Raw genomic sequence first — 17,640 nt, forward strand, 5'->3', positions numbered from 1 at the left:
ACCCGAGAATGAGACGTAGACTGGCAGCACAAGATCAGAGATTTAGTGTTTTATTAAACTGTCCGTGAAAACGGGGTAGAACCCCCAGAGCAACTGGTCGCTGCAGGAAGATCTGAACGCCGCTCAGACCGACATCGGCGTCAGCTATTTCCCACACGAAAATGTTGTTTTCAAAGCGGATTATCAGCTGCAGAACGACGACGCTGGCAACACCGACGGCATTCACCTCGGTATGGGCTATCATTTCTAATCCCTGCTGGTATAAAAGGCTGCTACGGCAGCCTTTTTTTATGCTGCGTACTCAGGAGTTCAGGAGAACACTATGTTGGTAATTGAAGCCGTCGCACCGGCCTCCAGCGAGGATGACATCCTTCGCCTGGCGCGCCGCAATGAAGTCAGCGACGTCTGGATCAGTGGTCAGCGTGACAATCAGGTTGTCATCAAAATTCTGCTAGGCAATGAAAAATCGCAAAAGGTTCTGGATCAGATTCAGGGACTGATGGAAGGTAAAAACAATTTCCGCGTGCTGGTGTATCCACTGGAAATTTCCTTACCCAATGAAAGCCAGAAAAAGTCGGCCATGACCCGGGAGTCACTCTACAACCGCCTGAGTGCCGACAGCCATCTGGACTGGCATTTCATTATGCTGGTGATTCTGTCGACCATCGTGGCAGCCATCGGCCTGATCGAAAATAACGTGGCCGTGATCATCGGCGCTATGGTGATTGCGCCCCTGCTGGGACCAAACCTGGCGCTGTCGATGGCGACGACACTGGGGCATATTAAAGAAGTTCGCCGGGCGCTGGGCACACTGTTCACTGGCGTTTTTCTCGCCCTGGCGATTTCCTATGTCATCGGTATGGTCTATCCCAATCTGACCATGACCGACGAATTAATCAGCCGTACCCATGTTGGCCTGTCCTCGATGGCGCTGGCACTGGCATCCGGAGCGGCTGCCGCTCTGTCCATTACCACCGGCGTATCGTCGGTGCTGGTTGGTGTGATGGTCGCCGTGGCGTTACTGCCACCGACGGTAACCCTTGGCATTATGCTGGGCACAGAGCAATGGCAGGCAGCGCTGGGCGCGTTATCCCTGCTGGCCGTCAACATCGCATCGGTGAACTTTACCGCTCAGTTAACCATGCGCCTGAAAGGCATCCAGCCACGTGAAGAAAAATTTCAGCGTATTTCACGCCTGGTATTTTCCATCGGCCTGATTTTCTGGCTGGGCCTGCTGGTTTTTCTCGTCGATCACATGCCCGCATTTAACTGACAGCGGCCATTGCGCTGGCGATTACAGCCAGCGCATGCGACGAAACATCCAGATCAGCGCCACAGACAGAACGCCCATCACCCCTAACAGAATAAAATAGCCATTCTCGATTTTCAGTTCCGGAATATAGTCGAAGTTCATGCCGTACAGACCGGCGAGAAAACTCAGCGGTACAAAGATCGCAGTAATCACCGTCAGTACCCGCATGGTACTGTTCAGCTGGTGCGAGGTAATAGAGATATAGGCATCTACCAGATCACCACACAGTTCGTAAAACATCTGCGCCAGACTGTGTAACCGTTCAAAACGATCGTGCAGATCGGTAATCACATGCGACAGCGATTCTTCCTCCGGGAACATCTGATACTCCCCCGCACGCAGCTCATCGGTAATGTTTTTATGGTAGTTAAACATGCGCCGCAATTTCACCAGACGCGAACGATAAGCCACCAGCTCACGCATGTGCTGGTCGTTGCCACCCTGCAACAGATTATCTTCCAGATCACTGAGCAACGCTTCAAATGCCAGCAGGTTGTCCAGATAAATACCCGCCGACAGATGCATAATACGCAACGCAAGAAAGGTACTGCCCTTTGCCAGAAAGTGCTCACCGTCTTCCGAATATAAACGTTCGATACTGCGTGCGCTTTGTGGATGACGGGTAATCAGACAGCGCTGGCCAACGAAAAAGGCGATTGGTTGCCCCTGGTGATTCAGCTCATCATCAAAATGGGCGATACCGCGATACAGAATAAAGGTGAAATCCGGAAATTCTTCCAGTTTAGGCGGATGCCGTTCCCTTAAAGCATCCTTAACCGCCAGCGGGTGGCAGCCCAGCGCCAGCAACGTCTGTTCTTCGGCCTGCGGGTCACCACCGCATAAATCAATCCAGATGCGACTGTCACTGTCCTGTTGCCACAGCGCGATCTGTTCTTCACCACCGCGGGTGCATTCACCACGGCCATCAACCCTGAGCGTTCTGATCACGAAGGCCTCCGCCTGTTGGTCAAAAATGAGTAAGAATCTTCTATTGTCGTACTACTAAAACAGAGAAAGCTGCAGTCCGGCAAGCGCAATAAAATCATCGCCGGTGAACTGAAAAACAGAATCAGCCGTTGGCCGGATCTGCTTTTCCAGATAATGGGTATAGTCCGCTGCACTGCCACTGCTGCCATCCGGCCATACCGGCTCCGGGCCGTTAACCGTAATGCGATATTCAATCCAGCCGCCACGCAGTGCAAATCGGGCAGGCAAACCTTTCATATCCAGCCATTGCTCCAGTCGGGCAGCCGCCTGAGCATGCGGGGGAATATTTTTCTGATACGCACTCAGCGGGCGTCTCAGCCGCTTACGGTAAATCAGCTGATCGTCTTTTTCACCATTAAGCAGGCTTCTGACTTCAGCCCGCAGCCAGTCGCCATAGGCTTCACCAACAAAGATCCGCCGATACAATTCACGCTGAAATGCCCGCGCCAGTGGTGTCCAGTCACTGCGTACCGCTTCCAGCCCTTTGAATATTATTTCCGCGGAACCATCTGCATGACTGATCAGACCGGCATAGCGTTTCTTACTGCCGGTTTCTTCGCCGCGAATAGAGGGCATAAAGAAGCGCCGGTAATGGGTTTCGTATTCCATTTCCAGGTAACTGGTAATGGCGAAACGCTGTTGCAGCTGTTCTGCCCACCACTGGTTCAGGCCGGCGATTAACTGTTTGCCAATGGCATCCGCTTCATCATCCGCAACACTGCGCTTCAGCCAGACGAATACGGAATCGGTATCACCGTAAATAACGTCGTAGCCCTGTTCGCGAATCCATTGCGAACTCTGCAGAATTATTTCATGTCCGCGCTTGGTAATAGAGCTGGATAAACGCGTATCGTAAAAGCGACAGCCATCGGAGCCGAGCACGCCATAGCAGGATGCCATAATGACTTTAATCGCCTGACTGAGGGCTTTATTGCCGGCCTTTTTCGCCAGCTCGCGCTTTTCCCCAAGCATACGGATCAGCTCAGGCAGAATATGTTTTTCCTGACTGAAGCGTCCACCAAAGAAGCCCGGCACAGCTTGTTGAGTGTCGACCGACGACGTCGGTAATGCCATACCTTCACTCAAACCCATCGGGTCAATTTTGAACGTGCGGATAATCGACGGATACAGGCTTTTAAAGTCCAGCACCAGAACGTGCTCGAATAACCCCGGACGAGAATCCATCACATAGCCACCCGGGCTTTTCTGCTCGTGATAGCCTTCACCGATATTGGGAGCGACATAGCCTGCGCGATGCAAACGCGGCAGATACAGATTTTCGAATGCCGCCACCGAACCGCCCATACGATCCATCAGCAGGCCAGTCATATGCGAGCGCTCAATGGCAAAATTCATCAGGTCGGCTTTTACAAAAATGCGCCACACCAGTTCACAGTCTTTCAGGTTGTAAGCCGCAAGCGCCGGTTTATCGTGAGCAAACAGATATTCAATATCGTCCGCCCGCTGTTCACCGTGCAGCAACTTGCCTTCCTGCAGAAAATGCGTGGCCACATCATCCAGCGCAAAACTCTCAAACTGAAAGGTGGCATTACGCAGTAATTCAATTCCGTCCAGCACCACCCTGCCAGCAATATGCATATAAATCCGATCGGGATTATTGGCACTCTGACGCCACTGCAGCTCACTGCCGTCACGCCCACAGACAAACGGAATATCATGTTCAAGGTATTTACGGCGCAGGAATTCAAAATCGAACTGCACCACGTTCCAGCCGATAATCACATCCGGATCATATTCTGCAATCAGCGACAGTGTGCGCAGCAGAAGCTCACGTTCATCTTCGACCAGTTGTAAGTCTTCGCCGGTTTGTGCTGCATTACCGATCATCAGTACCCGCTGAAAATCCGGAGCGTAGAATCCCACTGAAAATAGCCGGTCAGGCTGACCTTTGCGCGGAAACGAGGTTTCGATATCCAGCGACAGAATTTTCAATGGCGGCAGTGAATCATCACGACCGATAGCGCGCATCCGCCCTTCAGACAATGTCTGGTACCGCCCCCCTGGCGCCTCGCTGAATTCACCGTCCAGCTGACAAAAGCCATAAACGAAACGCTCCATCAGATAGCGATCGGTGGGACGGATATCCAGCTCGCGGCAAATGATGCCCTGTTCCTGCAATACATCGCGCCAGCGATAAAGGTACGCCGAAGGCAAATAGCAGGCAGCAGCAGGCTCGCCACTGAAGCGACGCAGGCCAACCTCACGGATGTCTATGGGCCAGTTCAGCATCGCTGCGCAGGCACGCGCGCGCTCAGTATCACTGACATCAATAAAGCAGATGGCTGGCTGCCTGATCTGCTGACGCAGCGGCCCCAGAGCCGTGTGCCACCAGAAGGTCAGCAGCGTGCCCTGGTCATCATCGTGCCAGCTGCTGGTCAGCAGAAAGGCGTTTGTCATCAGCTGCTCTATACTCAGTAAATAGCCATAAAAAGGAGGCTGCGAGTCTAACCCGACAGCAGACGAATCTCATCATGCCAACGCCAATAATCAGTCAGGACCCGCTGTATCAGATGCTGCGTGACGATGACATACAGGGCTTTAATCAGGCCCGGGCGCAGGGCCGGCAATGTGACCTGCGTGGTGCTGACCTGCGCGGACTGGACCTGCGCAACATTGAACTGCGGGATACCGATCTTACCGATGCCTACTTCCGCGGCTCAGATCTGCGTGGCATCGACTTCCGTGGCTGCCGGATGGATGGTGTCAGCCTGGCCGATGCAAAAATCAGCGGCTGTTACTTTCCGCCAGACATATCTGCGCAGGAAATTCTGCTGTCGGTGAGCCACGGCATTCGTATCCGCCACAGCCACTGAATCATTCCTGCCGGGCCAAACGTGACGGATTGCCCAGTTTCCGCACATGGATCAAAGCGTCCGCTTAAATAGCTGTCCGCTGCTTATTCAAGACCGCCTGTTTTTACGGTACATTCTTGGATTACTGATCGATTGCCCGCAGAGGCAACTGTTGGGGGAATAACCATGTATCTGAATGGCAAGCCATCAGAATCTATCGAGCAACTGCGTAACAGGGTGGGACAACTCGTCCGCGTGCTGCTGGAAGACTTTGAGATCGAAGGAACGCCAGTCTCTCTGGAAGGCGTCGATGACCTGTATGAACTGTTCGACCGCGATCAGTTGTTTCTTGTTCAGGATGGCATGATCCATCTGAGCAAGAACGGTCAGAATTTATTGAGTTTTGATGAAGGCGACCTGATTGGTATTCACCAGTCATTTGATATGCCGACACCAGTTCTGCGTACCGACGAGTATGTGGAACTGATCCCGATCAGCCGTGACCATTTCCTGCGTCACGTCTATTCCGATAAGCGTCGCCAGCATTACTGGAGCCACCTGCTGGTGTGTCTGAATGCCATGATGCTGAACTACCTGGCCGACCTGTATAAAGACCAGGTACGTCCGACCGCAGGTTTCCAGAATATGCAGCCCGGCGATGTCATCATCCAGCAGGGGGATCCGGCTGAGCATGTATACACCATCATCAGCGGTGAAGCAGACGTCTTCGTCGATGGCATGAAAGTCGGCGATATCGGCGAAGAAGAAGTATTCGGTGCCATGGCGGTATTTACCGGTGAACCCCGTTCCGCCACCGTGATTGCCCGTACCCCCTGCACCATTATGGCGGTACCACAAAAGGATTTCGTGCTGCTGATTGAAGCCCAGCCAAAAGCGGCAGTGAACCTGATTGAAAACCTGGCGCGACGGATTTCCATCCTCAACCAGCAACTGATCGACAAGGGTGAAACCCCACAAGGCTGATCCGTAATCGTTTCACTCCCCAGCAAGAACGCCGCTTTACGCGGCGTTTTTTATGCCCGAGTGGCCGCACAGGAGAATATGAAAATTAAATGAGAATTATTCTTGACTCATCTAATGCGAATCATTATTGTTTGCATATCGACGTTAGAGATAACGCCGGTGTTCAGCATCCTGGTGCTCTCAGTCAGGATGGTGATCTCTCTCATCAAGCTAATCACGGTTGCTTTGCCCCTCCCTTCTTCTGAAGAGTGAGGGGCGCTTTTTTTTGGGGGCAATCAGCGCCAGCGCAGATAATCGCCATCCAGTTCAATGTCCAGACGAAAGGTATCTGCCACCTGCCGTGCCGTAAGAACCTCGGTTGCCGCCCCGTCAGCGACCACCCGGCCACACCCCATCAATACCACCCGATCCGCGTGACGACGTGCCAGATTCAGATCGTGCACCACCATCACCACGGTTTTACCGGCAGCAGTGAGCTCCCGCACCCGGGCCATGCACTGCTGCTGATGACGCAAATCCAGCGCGCTGAGCGGTTCGTCCAACAGCCACAACGCCGATCCTTCCTGCTGAACCTGTACCCAACTGCGCGCTAACTGGCAGCGCTGTTGTTCACCACCCGATAACAAACGCACATCGCGCCGGGCGAGATAGTCAATTTCCCATAACCTCAGCGCCTCCTGTACCTGCTGACGCAGCGCCACCACAGAACGACCATGCGCCATCCCTCCCAGCGACACCACCTCCTCAACACTGAGCGGAAAGCTCAGGGCCGACAACTGCGGAACATAAGTGATATGCCTTGCCCACTCGTCACGGCGCATGCTCCGACTGCTGCGCCCGGCAAACAACAGCCCACCACGGCTTGGCTGCTGCTGACCCGCCAGCATGCGCAGCAGGGTCGATTTACCGGCGCCATTCGGGCCCACCAGCATGACCAGCTCTCCCGCCTGAAAACGCACACTGATATCGCCGACGACAGCCGCATCACGCACCTGAAGAGTCAGTCCACGGGTTTCAATTACCGGATTTACTGCCATGCCAGTCGCCTTTTCTCACGCATCATCAGAGCAATAAACAGCGGCGCCCCCAGCAGCGTGGTGACGATACCGATCGGCAGCTCTGCCGGAGCTATCAAAGTACGCGACAGCGTATCCGCCGCCACCAGCAAACAGCCGCCCAATACCACCGCCAGCGGCATCACCCGCCGGTGTGATGCACCGGTCAGCAGTCGCGCCAGGTGTGGGCTGATCAGGCCGACAAAGCCAATGACACCACTGGCCGACACCGACAGCGCTACCAGCAAAGCCACCCAAATCACAACGATCAGCTGCATACGGCCAACCGACACCCCCATGGAGCGCGCCTCGACATCGCCCAGCAACAAGGCATCCAGAGCACGCAGACGGGTCGGCCAATAAAAGCAGGCCGCCAGCAGCAGCAGGCTCATAGCAATGACCCAGTGCCAGTCAGCAGCAGCCAGACTGCCCAGCGACCAGAAGGTAATCTGGCGCAGGGCATCATCAGTGGCGACGTAAGACAGCAGGCCAATCAGTGCACTGGCCATCACATTGACGGCGATGCCCGCCAGAATCAGAAAACTCATCGCCTGTAATGACGAACCGGAAAAACCCAGCCGCATCACCACCATCAGCGCAGCAAAGCCGCCAACAAAAGCCATCAGCGACTGCCCCCAGAACGGCAGTGTCAGCCCCGCAGCAGTCAGCACAACAAACAGCGCGGCACCGACCGCAGCACCGCCGGAGACACCAATCAGACCGGGGTCGGCCAGCGGGTTACGCACAACGCCCTGAATCAGCACCCCGGCACCGGCCAGCGATGCACCGATGAGAAACGCCATAAACACCCGCGGCAGGCGGATCTGCCACAGCACCGTCTGGCCAATGTCAGTACTGAACAACCACTCAAGCGGCTGACTGCCACTAACAATGGCCAGTGCCAGACAAACAGGCGGTAGCAGCAGGCACAGCAGCAGGATATGCTTGCCGCGCAATAATTGGTTCATCAGTCAGTTAACCCGGAGTTGAAATGCGCCCATTGTGCCACACCAGTGACATTGAGGAAGGAAAGAGTAAGGGCTTTGAGGTCGATGGCGTCGCGCTGTTTGTCGTTCATCATCAGGGGCGCTGGTCGGTGTTCCGCAATGAGTGCCCGCATCTGGGGATCAATCTGGAGTGGATGCCGGATCAGTTTCTCGATTCCGATGGCTGCCTGATTCAGTGTGCCATGCACGGTGCATTATTTCTGATCGACAGTGGCGAATGTATCTCCGGCCCCTGCACCGGCCAGTCGCTGACCGCCATCAAGCATGAAATCCGCGACGGTCAGATTCTGATCAGGCTGTGACTCAGTTGGTCAGTTTGTGCAGCGCGTCTTTACCGCTGTCGAGCAAACCAGAGCCGGAGTGACGCAACTTATCCATCACGGTGTCTTCTTTAAACGGGTTGGCCAGCAGGTCGCGATCACGAATCCAGTTGGAGCCCAGCCAGGCGCCCAGCAGCGCACCGATCAGTAAAATCAGCAGATTGCGTTTGATGGCTTTCATTATGTAACTATCCTGTTTATTTACGGTCCGAGGCTCAGTCGGCAACCGGCGCATTCAGCAGCACCGGAATAGCCCGATCAAGCTGCATGCCCCACTCACTGAACGATACCCGGTAAGCGAGCACTTCTACACCGGCAGCGGCAACTTCATCCAGTGCACGGGCATAAACCGGATCTATGGCTGCTGCCGCCTGTACCCGCTCAATGCCCTCGTGCGGCACACAGAACAATAACACTGCTCGGTAGCCCTGCTCTTTTAACGCCTGCAGGCGGCGCAGGTGTTTCAGCCCTCGCTCGGTAACCGCATCGGGAAAACGGCCCAGACCCGACTCGCTTTCACTCAGCAGAGTGACGCTTTTAACTTCGATATATACCCGCGCCTCGCCGTCTTCTTCCAACAGAAAATCGAGTCGGCCATCGGCCACTTTCGGTTCGCGTTTTATCTGATAGTTACCCGCCAGTTCGGGAATACGCTGAGCTTCCAGCGCCTCAGCCACCAGCGCATTGGCGCGAGCGGTATTCACACAAGCCCGGTATTGGTCATCGACTTCGACCCATTCCCAGGTCAGCTGATACTTGCGCTTGGGGTTGTTACTGTCCCACAGCCACACCCGGCTATCCGGGTCGGCACAGTGTTTCATGGAGCCGGTATTCGGACAGTGAGCGGTCACTTCGCGGCCATCATCAAGCTGGATGTCAGCCAGAAACCGCTTATAGCGGCGCAGTAAGCGGCCGCTAACCAGTGGCGCATCGTAATTCATAACCACTCCCGCAAACGATCCACGGCTTCCTGCAGACGTTCAAGGCGCGTGGTAAAGGCAAAACGCACATGGGTACTGGCTTCAAAGTCGCCAAAATCAACCCCGGGAGTAACGGCCACGCCGGTTTCATTCAGCACCCGTGAACAGAAACTCAGGCTGTCATCGGTAAAGCGGCTGGCATCGGCATATATATAGAAGGCACCGTCAGGCTGCACCGGAATAACAAAGCCCAGTTGCGGTAATACCGTCAGCAGGTATTCACGCCGCTGCTGCAGCTCCTGCCGGCGCTGTTCAAGAATCGCCATGGTTTCTGGCTCAAACGCCGCCAGAGCTGCATATTGCGCTGGCGTCGGCGGCGCCAGAAACAGATTCTGCGCCAGGGTATCCATGGTCGGCACCCAGCTTTCCGGTACCACGCACCAGCCCAGGCGCCAGCCGGTCATGCCAAAGAACTTGGAAAAGCTGTTCAGTACCACGGCATCATCGGCCACCGACAGTACGCTATGCGCATCGCCTGTGTAGTTCAGCCCCTGGTAGATCTCATCCACCCACAATTCACCCTGTTGCTCGCGCACCGCCTCAGCCAGGCCAAGCAGTTCCTGCGGGCTTAATACCGTGCCGGTCGGGTTGGCCGGTGACGCCACCAGCGCAGCCCGGGTCTCTGCTGTCCAGTGCTGGCGAACATTGTCTGCGGTCAGCTGATAGCGCTGCTGCGGGCCACACGGAATCAACTGACCATGGCCTTCAAACACCCGGGCAAAGTGACGATTACAAGGGTAGCCCGGATCCGCCAGCATCAGTTTCTGCCCCACATCCAGACGAGCAGCGGTGAGCAGCAATAAGGCGCCCGATGCTCCGGGTGCCAGCACGATACGCTGTGGACTGAGGTCCACATCAAAACGCTGCTGGTAATAATCCGCAATTTTCTCTCGCAGTTGCGGCAAGCCCAGCGCCGGGGTGTAGCCGGTTTTACCCGCTCGCAATGCGCGGACAGCGGCTTCGATCATCGGCTCAGGCGTGGGGAAATCGGGCTCGCCGACTTCCAGATGAATAATGTCCCGACCAGCCGCTTGCAGCGCCTGAGCTTCGGCCAGAATGGCCATTACCTGAAAAGGACGCACGTCACGAGCGCGGGAAGTGTTACCGGAAGAAACAGATTGAGGGAGGTCAGCAGACATACGGAGGCAGCATCGGTGTGGGCTAAAGCGCCCTATTGTGCCAGATGGTCGACTGGCATCAATAAAAGAGCTTATAAATAGTTGGCGACCGGCAGGTTATCTGATAGTTTCCCGGGCTTATTAATTTTTGGGGCCTTGGTGTGGAGCACTGTTTTCCCGCCAGAGCTCAGGGACCGACCCCGGTGCAAGCCGGATCTGAAGGTGAGGCAGTAAAGCGATGCCGCAAGAAAATAAAGAATTTGCACTGTCCAATTTCACCCCATATGAAATGGGCAAGGACGAAGAGTACATGAACGAGGCTCAAGAGGAGCACTTCGCCAATATCCTGCGCGCCTGGAAACAGGAGCTTATGGAAGAGGTGGATCGCACCAAAGAGCATATGCAGACTGAACTCAACAACTACGCGGACCCTAACGACCGTGCCAGCCAGGAAGAAGAATTCAGCCTGGAACTGCGTACCCGTGATCGCGAGCGCAAACTGATCAAGAAAATCGAGAAAACCCTCGACCTGATCGACAAAGGCGATTACGGCTTCTGTAAAGCCTGTGGCGTTGAGATTGGCATTCGCCGTCTGGAAGCACGTCCGACTGCCGACCTGTGCATCGACTGCAAAACCCTGGCTGAAATTAAAGAAAAGCAGCTGGGCGTTTAACGTCTCCGGGGGATGCTTCTGCATCCCCTTATTGTTTCTGCGCTGATATGACTTCCTCAGAAACCACCGCCTACATCGGGCGCTTTGCCCCATCCCCCACCGGCCCTCTGCACTTCGGCTCTTTGCTCGCCGCGTTAGCCAGTTATCTCGATGCCCGCGCGAATCACGGCCGCTGGCTGGTGCGTATCGAAGACCTTGATCCACCACGCGAAGATCCTGCCGCCGCTGCGCGCATTCTGCAGATTCTCGACGACTATGGCCTGCACTGGGATGGTGACGTGCGCTACCAGAGCCAGCGTGGCGAGGCCTATCAGGCGAGGCTGCAGCAACTGCAACGCCAGCAACTGGCTTTTCCCTGCCAGTGTTCACGCAAACAGCTGGCCGGCCAGCCGCATCATGGTAACTGCCTGTGCAACGCCAGCAGTGATATTGCCTGGCGCTTTCTCTGCCCCTCTGGTGATTTCCGTTTTAACGACCAGTTGCAGGGCGACTGGCAGGAGAACCTGGCAGACATAGGTGACTTCATACTGAAACGTCGTGACGGCCCGTGGTCGTATCAGCTGGCGGTGGTGACGGATGATATCGACCAGAACATTACCCACATTGTCCGTGGCATTGATCTGATCGACTCCACTGCCCGCCAGGGACTGCTGTACCGGGCACTCGGCGCTGATATTCCGCACTATGCGCATATTCCGGTAGCACTGGAGCAAAACGGCCAGAAGCTTAGCAAACAGAATCTGGCGCGTGCCCTGCAGCGCGAAGGCCGCGAACAAACCCTGTTCACCGCTCTCAGCTGGCTACGGCAACAGCCGCCACAGTCGCTGTCTGGCAGTGCCCCGGAGGAACTGCTTAACTGGGCAGTGCAGCACTGGCAACCTGCTGCACTGGCTGGCATTCAGGCACTACCTGCGCCGCAGGGCTATCTGCGTCAGGCCTCAGAGGTCTGACAACTTTGTGCTACCCTTGGCGCTTTCACTACGTAGCCGCATAACACTATGTACGATTACCGCCTGGGACTGGCGTTACTGGTTGTGCTTTACCTTTTCTCACCGATGATGATGGACTGGTGGCTGGACGACAAAGGTGCCTGGTACGACCCGTTTGCAATCTGGTTCTTTCTGATCGGTTTTCATATCTGGCTGACCCGTAAGCGGGGTGATGATGAGCTTTAGTCTTGGCCAGCTGGGACTGATCGTTCTCGGCTATCTGTTTACCCTGTTTTTTACCGCCTACGCCGTTGAACGAGGCTGGGTTCCGCGGCGCTGGGTACGCCATCCACTGGTGTACGTTTTCTCGCTCGGGGTATACGCCAGTGCCTGGGCGTTTTACGGTTCAGTGGGCATGGCCAGCCATTATGGCTATGGTTTTCTGGCCTATTACCTCGGTATTTCCGGCGCCTTTATCATGTCGCCGATTCTGTTGCGCCCACTGCTGCACATTACCCGCATTTATCAGTTGAGTTCGCTGGCGGACCTGCTCGCCTTCCGTTACCGCAGTCGCCTGGCAGGTATGCTGGTATCCATTTTCACTCTGGCCGTCATCATTCCGATGCTGACCCTGCAGATATCGGCGGTGGCCGATACCCTGCACCTGCTGAATGGCGACTGGCCGGCCACCACACTGGCATTCGGCTTCTGTATGGTGATGGTGCTGTTCGCGGTACTGTTCGGTGCACGCCATGTGTCACCGCGCGAGAAGCACGAAGGTCTGGTGTTTGCCCTGGCGTTTGAATCTCTGGTGAAACTGGTCGCCATCCTGATTCTGGGTGGTGTCGTGCTGTTCGGCGTATTTCCGCAAGTCGGCGGACTGGAGCAATGGCTGACCGACAATCAGGCGCTGTTGGTGAACCAGCAGATAACCCTGCAGGAAGGGCCATGGCGCACCCTGCTGATCGTGTTTTTTGCCGCCGCTATCGTTATGCCACACATGTTTCATGTGACCTTTACCGAAAACATCAACACCGATGCGCTGAAACCCGCCAGCTGGGGCTTTCCGTTATTCCTTTTGCTGATGAGTATCGCCGTGCCGCCAATTCTGTGGGCCGGTGTGTATCTCGAAGTTGATACACCACCGGAATACTTTGCCCTGGGCATCGGTCTGCAGCTGCAATCGCCCTTACTGGTAATGATTACCTTCCTTGGTGGCCTGGCAGCCGCCTCCGGGGTGATGATTGTGATGACGCTGGCCACCGCCGCTATGTTCCTCAATCATCTGGTATTGCCTTTCCACAAACCCAGCCCGCGCCACGATTTCTACCGCTGGTTGCTGTGGATGCGCCGCGCTCTGATTGCCGGCATCCTGTTGCTGGCCTACACCTTCTACCGTTTGCTCGGCGTCGACCTCGACCTGAATCGCCTGGGGATTCTCGCCTTCGTTGCCGCTCTGCAGTTCCTGCCCGGTGTTCTGGGCTTGCTGTACTGGCCTAAATCCAACCGTAAAGGCTTTCTCTCCGGCCTGATCGTTGGCATCGTTGCCTGGCTGTACGGCATGCTGCTGCCCTTCTCGGCTGCACGCATGGGCTGGAATCCGCCGTTCACCATGCCCGCTGTGGATGAAAGCAACTGGCACCTGGCTGCCGTGACCGCTATTGGCCTTAACGTGCTGTTATTTGTGGTGGTCAGTCTGTCGACCAAACAGAAGGCTTCCGAGATTTCCGCCGCGGATGCCTGTTCCATTGATACCCTGTCACGTCCGAGCCGGCGTCCGCTGATTGCTGGTAACTCCAACGATGTCATCACCGCCCTCAGTAAACCCCTGGGACGTTACGTCGCCGAGCGCGAGGTTTATCAGGCGCTGACCGATCTGGATCTGCCTTCCTATGAGGATCGCCCATACGCTCTGCGCCGCCTGCGCGCCCGGCTGGAAGCCAACCTCTCCGGTCTGATGGGACCAACGGTGGCTCACGATATTGTGACCCGTTACCTGCCGTTCCAGGAAAATGCCGAACTGAGCGAAGACATCTATCAGATTGAACAACGACTGGAAGGCTTCCACGACCGCCTCAGTGGTCTGGCCGGCGAGCTGGATAACCTGCGCCGCTACCACAGACAGACGCTGGAGCGTCTGCCCATGGGCGTTTGCTCACTGGCCGACGATGGGGAAATCCTGATGTGGAACCAGGCCATGACCGAACTGACCGGCATTCAGGCATTGCAGGTCACCGGCGCACACCTGAGCCGTCTGCCCTCGACCTGGTCTGGTCTGCTGCAAACCTTTGTGCAAAGCGAGTCGATGCATGAACATAAAAAGCAGATTGATATCGATGGCCGCCCACGCTGGTACAGCCTGCATAAGTCAGTGATCAAAGCCAGTGGCAGCCAGCCCGGCGGGATCGTGGTACTGATGGAAGATCAGACCGAAACCCAGATGCTGGAAGAAGAACTGATCCACAGCGAACGCCTGGCGTCCATTGGCCGTCTGGCCGCTGGTGTGGCCCATGAAATCGGCAACCCGATTACCGGTATCGACTGTCTGGCACAGAACATCCGCTACGAAACCGAAAACCCGGAACTGCTGGAAATTGCAGGACAGATTCAGGAGCAGACCAAGCGCGTATCCCGCATCCTGCAATCACTGATGAACTTCGCCCATGCTGGCAATCACAGCACCGAGCATGAACCGGTGGCCATTGCTCACGTAGTGGAAGAGGCCATGCAGCTGTTACGCCTGAGCAAACGCAGTCAGGACATTGAGTTCGTTAACCAGTGTGACAACTCCACTCTGGTACTGGGCGATCCGCAGCGACTGGTGCAGGTGTTCGTTAACCTGCTAAGTAATGCACGCGATGCCAGCGAAGCTGGCCAGAAGATTACCGTCAGCTCCAGTGCCGACGAACACCAGATCGTAATCCGCGTGATCGACGAAGGGCACGGAATAGAAAAGGACAAACTCGACCGCATTTTCGAGCCCTTTTTCACCACCAAAGAAGTCGGTAAAGGCACTGGCCTCGGGTTATCACTGGTGTACAACATCATTGAAGAACACTACGGCCATATCGCGATCGAAAGTCCGGTCGCCGCTGAACGTGGCACTTGTGTTAAAGTCAGCCTGCCAAGCTATCAATCCAATGAAGATCCGGAACCCGCAGTATGAGCCATATTCTGGTTGTTGAAGACGAAGCCATTATCCGTCAGTCCGTGCGCCGCCTGCTGCAGCGTCACAACTATGAGGTAACGGATGTGGATTCTATTGATGCGGCGAAACAGCAGGATCTCACCAGTTTTGATCTGATCATCAGCGACCTGCGACTGCCCGGCGGCCAGGGCACTGACCTGGTAGAACTGGCCGGTGATACCCCGGTGCTGATCATGACCAGTTATGCCAGCCTGCGTTCTGCCGTTGACGCCATGAAGATGGGCGCAGTGGATTACATCGCCAAACCCTTCGATCACGAAGAAATGGCGCAGGCGGTGAAGCGTATTCTGACCGAGTCCAAACTCAGCCATAAACCGGCCAGTAGTACGGCTCTTAAAGCAGAAGTAAATAAAGAATATCCGCACAACGGCATTATCGGCAGCTGTGAACCGATGCTGCTGCTGTTCAAGAAAATCAGCAAAGTAGCTCCGACCGACGCCACCGTCCTGATTCTGGGTGAATCCGGTACCGGTAAAGAACTGGTTGCCCGTGCCCTGCACGAGCAGAGCCGCCGCCAGCAGGCACCGATTATTTCAGTGAACTGCGCGGCAATTCCGGAAACCCTGATCGAGTCCGAATTATTTGGCCATGAAAAAGGCGCCTTCACCGGTGCCAACGCCATGCGTCAGGGCCTGATTGAAGCGGCCGATGGCGGCACCCTGTTTCTTGATGAAATTGGTGAGCTGCCACTGGAAGCTCAGGCACGCCTGTTACGGGTACTGCAGGAAGGCGAAATCCGCCGTGTGGGCTCGGTACAAAGCAAGAAAGTGGATGTTCGCCTGGTCGCGGCTACACACCGTAACCTGAAAGAGATGGCTTCCCGTGGTGACTTCCGTGAAGACCTCTATTACCGCCTCAACGTTGTAGAACTGCACCTGCCGCCACTGCGTGAACGCGGTAACGATGTGGTCGAGATTGCCGAAGCGATGCTTTCGCGTGCCTGCAACAAGATGCAGCTGTCGACCATGCACTTCACCGACGATGCATTGCAGGCCATCAGCCAGTATCAATGGCCAGGTAACGTACGGGAGCTGGAAAACGCCGTCGAACGGGCAGTCATTCTCGCCGACGACGACGAAATCCCGGCCAGTATTCTGGGTATCGACGTATCACCAGACCGCTATATCAGTCAGAGCATGCGCGACAACCTGGTTCAGACTGAACAATACGTGCCAAATACTGGCCAGCAACAGCAGGGCGACCTATCTTTGGACGACTATTTTGTGCACTTCGTTCTGGAAAACGAACAGAACATGACGGAGACCGACCTGGCGCGCAAGCTGGGCATCTCTCGTAAGAGCCTGTGGGAACGCCGTCAGCGTCTTGGCATCCCACGTAAAAAAGGCAGCAAGTAACACACCCTGTGTAACGAAAGTGTAACCGCAAGGTTACACTTTACCCTCAATTTCGGTCATATACCGCCACCTGCAGTAACACCTAAGTCGAAGACTTCCCGGGTCACAACCCAAGAACCCCCACAAGCCTTTGATTTTAAAGGAATTTACTGAAACCCCAAAAGATGGCACGGCATTCGCTATATAGTTCCTAAAGCAATAAGAAATGCGCTCTAAAAAATAAAAATAAAAAACAGAGTGCAAAGCCGGAACAATAAAAATAAAAAGCGCGGCTCTGAGTTCACAATAACAATAATAAGCCCCGACTCACTGACAGATGATTGCTTTGCCGACAGCAACAGCCGGCAAAGCAATCCTCTTTCTTCTCTCCCTTACGCTCTACTCCCTCTGTTCAAAGCCTCTCTGTCACTTACTTGCCTGTTATCTCGAACCTGTCTGGTTTCATGCCAACACATTCAGACCAATTGCGTCATACTCACGGAAAAACCCATTACAGCCAATTGTGTTACACACTGTTACCCAGAAACAAAAACTGTTACCAGACACCCCACACCAGGTAACACTTTAGTCGAACAAAGGGTTACGAAACCCGGCATAAAAACCATAACCCATTGTTTTTAAAGGATTTTCAAAAACTGGCACGGCGACTGCAATAGTACAGACATACAGGACGCAGCGAACAATAAAAATAAAAACGCGCCGCAACCTGATACCGGGCAACAATAAAAATAACAAAGCCCGGTTACGACCTGACATAACAATAAAAACAACAGGTCTGGATATGAACAAACTGTTTTGAATACACAGCCAACCAGCTGTGAACAATAAGAAAAATAAAGGGCGGGAGCCTGTTTATTCAAAACAGTCGGTTCACCACAGTAAGCAGTGAGAACGACATG

At 54.9% G+C, this 17,640-nt stretch carries 17 protein-coding genes; 9 read left to right on the forward strand and 8 right to left on the reverse strand.

Features of this window, described 5'->3' with window-relative positions; translation table 11 throughout:
• Nucleotides 1-34 precede the first annotated feature (34 nt).
• A complete protein-coding gene (locus tag I9W95_RS14055; RefSeq protein ID WP_225675972.1) occupies nt 35-244 on the reverse strand; it encodes a hypothetical protein in 210 nt (69 codons plus the stop codon).
• 78 nt (nt 245-322) lie between these two features.
• Here I9W95_RS14055 and I9W95_RS14060 point away from each other — a divergent pair, with 78 nt between their 5' ends.
• Nucleotides 323-1,273, forward strand: a complete 951-nt coding sequence (locus I9W95_RS14060; protein ID WP_225675974.1) for a TIGR00341 family protein — start codon at nt 323-325, stop codon at nt 1,271-1,273.
• 21 nt (nt 1,274-1,294) lie between these two features.
• Here I9W95_RS14060 and I9W95_RS14065 read toward each other — a convergent pair whose 3' ends face one another.
• Nucleotides 1,295-2,260 carry a magnesium transporter CorA family protein gene (locus I9W95_RS14065; protein WP_225675976.1) on the reverse strand — a complete coding sequence of 322 codons (966 nt, stop codon included), beginning with the start codon at nt 2,258-2,260 and terminating at the stop codon, nt 1,295-1,297.
• Nucleotides 2,261-2,314: 54 nt separating this feature from the next.
• The gene (locus tag I9W95_RS14070; protein ID WP_225675978.1) at nt 2,315-4,717 is read right to left on the reverse strand and encodes a DNA polymerase II; all 2,403 of its coding nucleotides are present in this window, start codon (nt 4,715-4,717) and stop codon (nt 2,315-2,317) included.
• 74 nt (nt 4,718-4,791) lie between these two features.
• Between I9W95_RS14070 and I9W95_RS14075 the strand changes: the two genes are divergently transcribed.
• Nucleotides 4,792-5,133 carry a pentapeptide repeat-containing protein gene (locus I9W95_RS14075; protein ID WP_225675981.1) on the forward strand — a complete coding sequence of 114 codons (342 nt, stop codon included), beginning with the start codon at nt 4,792-4,794 and terminating at the stop codon, nt 5,131-5,133.
• Nucleotides 5,134-5,298: 165 nt separating this feature from the next.
• A complete protein-coding gene (locus I9W95_RS14080; RefSeq protein WP_225675983.1) occupies nt 5,299-6,096 on the forward strand; it encodes a Crp/Fnr family transcriptional regulator in 798 nt (265 codons plus the stop codon).
• A gap of 275 nt (nt 6,097-6,371) precedes the next feature.
• Here I9W95_RS14080 and I9W95_RS14085 read toward each other — a convergent pair whose 3' ends face one another.
• Together I9W95_RS14085 and I9W95_RS14090 are read right to left on the reverse strand one after the other, a co-directional pair.
• Entirely contained in the window at nt 6,372-7,133 is a 762-nt protein-coding gene (locus I9W95_RS14085) for an ABC transporter ATP-binding protein (protein WP_225675985.1), read from the reverse strand.
• On the reverse strand, nt 7,124-8,119 hold the full coding sequence (locus I9W95_RS14090) for a FecCD family ABC transporter permease (protein ID WP_225675987.1): 996 nt from the start codon (nt 8,117-8,119) through the stop codon (nt 7,124-7,126). Before I9W95_RS14090 ends, I9W95_RS14085 begins: the two co-directional genes overlap by 10 nt.
• A 23-nt stretch (nt 8,120-8,142) precedes the next feature.
• On the opposite strand from I9W95_RS14090, the gene I9W95_RS14095 reads away from it, so the two are divergent.
• A complete protein-coding gene (locus I9W95_RS14095; RefSeq protein WP_225675989.1) occupies nt 8,143-8,460 on the forward strand; it encodes a Rieske (2Fe-2S) protein in 318 nt (105 codons plus the stop codon).
• Between the two features lies 1 nt (nt 8,461).
• Here the strand turns inward: I9W95_RS14095 and I9W95_RS14100 are convergent, their stop codons facing one another.
• The 3 genes from I9W95_RS14100 to I9W95_RS14110 are packed head-to-tail and all read right to left on the reverse strand — an operon-like array spanning nt 8,462 to nt 10,597.
• Entirely contained in the window at nt 8,462-8,659 is a 198-nt protein-coding gene (locus tag I9W95_RS14100; protein WP_225675990.1) for a hypothetical protein, read from the reverse strand.
• Between the two features lie 34 nt (nt 8,660-8,693).
• On the reverse strand, nt 8,694-9,419 hold the full coding sequence (gene sfsA, locus I9W95_RS14105; protein ID WP_225675992.1) for a DNA/RNA nuclease SfsA: 726 nt from the start codon (nt 9,417-9,419) through the stop codon (nt 8,694-8,696).
• Nucleotides 9,416-10,597: a pyridoxal phosphate-dependent aminotransferase gene (locus I9W95_RS14110; RefSeq protein WP_225675994.1), complete on the reverse strand. Its 1,182-nt coding sequence runs from the start codon at nt 10,595-10,597 to the stop codon at nt 9,416-9,418. The genes sfsA and I9W95_RS14110 overlap by 4 nt, the downstream gene beginning before the upstream one ends.
• A 217-nt stretch (nt 10,598-10,814) precedes the next feature.
• On the opposite strand from I9W95_RS14110, the gene dksA reads away from it, so the two are divergent.
• Genes dksA through I9W95_RS14135 form a run of 5 tightly spaced genes read left to right on the forward strand, consistent with a single transcriptional unit; the run spans nt 10,815 to nt 16,741 of the window.
• Nucleotides 10,815-11,249: an RNA polymerase-binding protein DksA gene (gene dksA, locus I9W95_RS14115; RefSeq protein ID WP_225675996.1), complete on the forward strand. Its 435-nt coding sequence runs from the start codon at nt 10,815-10,817 to the stop codon at nt 11,247-11,249.
• Nucleotides 11,250-11,296: 47 nt separating this feature from the next.
• Entirely contained in the window at nt 11,297-12,199 is a 903-nt protein-coding gene (gene gluQRS / locus I9W95_RS14120) for a tRNA glutamyl-Q(34) synthetase GluQRS (protein WP_225675998.1), read from the forward strand.
• Nucleotides 12,200-12,247: 48 nt separating this feature from the next.
• Entirely contained in the window at nt 12,248-12,424 is a 177-nt protein-coding gene (locus I9W95_RS14125) for a hypothetical protein (protein WP_225675999.1), read from the forward strand.
• On the forward strand, nt 12,411-15,344 hold the full coding sequence (locus I9W95_RS14130) for an ATP-binding protein (protein WP_318653618.1): 2,934 nt from the start codon (nt 12,411-12,413) through the stop codon (nt 15,342-15,344). The genes I9W95_RS14125 and I9W95_RS14130 overlap by 14 nt, the downstream gene beginning before the upstream one ends.
• Complete coding sequence (locus I9W95_RS14135) at nt 15,341-16,741, forward strand: sigma-54-dependent transcriptional regulator (RefSeq protein ID WP_225676003.1); 1,401 nt, start codon at nt 15,341-15,343, stop codon at nt 16,739-16,741. The genes I9W95_RS14130 and I9W95_RS14135 overlap by 4 nt, the downstream gene beginning before the upstream one ends.
• Nucleotides 16,742-17,640: the final 899 nt, after the last annotated feature.

The organism is Thalassolituus marinus, assembly GCF_020320395.1.
GTDB lineage: Bacteria > Pseudomonadota > Gammaproteobacteria > Pseudomonadales > Oceanobacteraceae > Venatoribacter > Venatoribacter marinus.